The organism is Nonomuraea lactucae (genome assembly GCF_003313395.1).
GTDB lineage: Bacteria > Actinomycetota > Actinomycetes > Streptosporangiales > Streptosporangiaceae > Nonomuraea > Nonomuraea lactucae.
Genome location: NZ_QNFZ01000583.1, coordinates 1 through 2000, shown reverse-complemented (window position 1 = coordinate 2000; position 2000 = coordinate 1). Strand labels below are relative to the sequence as shown.

General features: G+C 69.8%; 3 protein-coding genes. 2 read left to right on the top strand and 1 reads right to left on the bottom strand.

Annotated elements, in window-relative coordinates; all coding sequences use genetic code 11:
* Positions 1-690, top strand: a 690-nt coding sequence (locus DQW85_RS23850) for an MFS transporter (RefSeq protein ID WP_162795309.1), incomplete at its 5' end; no start/stop codon positions are given.
* A 45-nt stretch (positions 691-735) separates the two neighbouring features.
* A complete protein-coding gene (locus DQW85_RS23845) occupies positions 736-1014 on the top strand; it encodes a hypothetical protein (protein ID WP_113702291.1) in 279 nt (92 codons plus the stop codon).
* Positions 1015-1060: 46 nt separating this feature from the next.
* Here DQW85_RS23845 and DQW85_RS23840 read toward each other — a convergent pair whose 3' ends face one another.
* Complete coding sequence (locus DQW85_RS23840; RefSeq protein ID WP_113702290.1) at positions 1061-1876, bottom strand: GntR family transcriptional regulator; 816 nt, start codon at positions 1874-1876, stop codon at positions 1061-1063.
* Positions 1877-2000 lie beyond the last annotated feature (124 nt).

Here is a 2000-nt window from a genome sequence, read left to right as displayed (position 1 = left end):
GGGCTCGCCGCGGTGCCGGTGTTCGCGGCCGGGTTCGTGTGGTGGCAGCGGCGGGTCGCCGCGCGCGGCGGCGACCCGTTGCTGCGCCTGCCGCTGTTCGCCGACGGCCGGGCCGGCCTCGAGGTCGCGGCCAGCGGGCTGGTGTACGCCTTCCAGGCCGCGCTGTTCCTGGCGCTGTCGCTGTACCTGCAGCAGACGCTGCACGCCACCGCTGCTGTCACCGGTCTGATCCTCGCCTCGCTGGCCGCGGCGTACTCGGTCTCGTCGCTGCTCGGCCGGCGGCTGGCGGAACGGCACGGCTACGGCACCCGGCTGGCCTGCACGCTCATCGCGCTCGCCGGCATCGGCGTCGCGATCTTCGACGTGCGTGCGGGCGTGTCACAGCCGGTGCTCTTCGTGGTGCCACTGGTGCTCATCGGCGCGGGCACCGGCCTGCTCATGACCTCGATCACGGCCCTGGTGCTCAGCGGCGCGCCGGCGGGAGCCACATCGAGGGCCTCGGGGGTGCTCGCCACGGTCCAGCAGTTCGCCGTCGCGCTCGCGGTGACCATCACCGGCCTCGTGCTGCCGGCCGGCGGCATCTCCGTGGTCCTGGGACTGTGCGCGGGGGCGCTGGCCGCCGTGTTCGTCACCGTCGCCGCGGCCACCGACAAGCGGGCGATCGGTAGGAGCCGCATCCGAGATAGGTGAGATTCACCGACGCGGGCCTCGAGCGTTCACGGCCAAGCTGATGACATGACGAACAGCGACATCAAGTACGACGAGCCCACCACCCACACCGACGAGATCCCGCTGCAGCCTCTTTCCGAGGTTCCCCAGGACACCACCCCTGACAAGCACGACAAGCACGACAAGCACGACAAGAAGGGCAAGAAGAAGAGCAAGGCCAAGCGGCGCGCCGCCAAAGGGCTGGCGTGGCTCGCCCTGATCCTCACCGCCGCTCTCGTCCTGGCCGAGCCGTGGCTGCTGGTCCCGGCGGCCGCCATCCTCGCGGCGATCGCGCTCTGGGACTGACACCCGGGCGCGAGCGGCCCCTGGAGAGACGCCGCGCTGACACGGTCTACGGGCGGACGCCCGCGGCGGGGTTGTCCGTGACCACGATCGGGGTCATCGTCGGATTCACGCTCGGGGTCATGGCCGGTCTCGTCGAGTCCGGCGACTCGGCGAGTGACAGCTTGAACTCCAGGCGGTAGCGGTCGCCCCGGTAGACCGCATGGGTGTACTCGAACACGCGGCCGTGCTGATCACGGGTGACACGTTCCAAGGACAGGAGCGGCGAGTCCTGGCCGACGCCGAGCAGGGATGCCTCCGTGGCGTCGGCCGCGCGGGCCTCGTGATACTGCTCCGCTTCGGTCGGCACGATGCCGAACCTGTCGCGCAGCAGCGCGTAGAAGGAGCCGGCCTCGACGTCGGCGGAGGTCAGTCCCGGAACGAGGTGGCTGAGCACGTGAATGGTCTCCACCGCCATCGGCTCGTTGTCCACGAGCCGTTGCCGGGCGATGCGCAGGACGGGCGTGCCCGCCTCGACGCGCAGCCTGCTGCCGATGGCCGTTCCGGCGGGGATGATCGAGTGGCTGAGGACGCGGCTGGTCCAGGTGCCGGGGGCCGGAGGGTAGGCGGCCCCTCGCGAGGTGGAGCTGCCCACGATCTGTTGGGCGATCTTCGGAGTGCCCACGAACACGCCGCGGCCGTGTTCGCGGATGAGCCAGCCATCCTTGATCAGTTCGTCCACGACGGCGCGCAGGGTCGGCCGGGAGATCCCCAGCTCCGCCGACAGCTGTCGTTCGGAGGGGATCGCCTGGCCGATGGCGCGGGATTCGATCAGTGTGATCAGATGCTCGCGGATCCGATCACGCTTTCTGAGGCTGGCTGTCACTGAGCCTTCTGTGCCCTTCTGTGTCTTGGTCTATTCCTATGCCTTGGTGTAGACGCGTACGTAGTCGATCAGCATGGTGGCGGGGAACTTGGTGGAGGAGTTCGGCGATCCCGGCCAGCTGCCG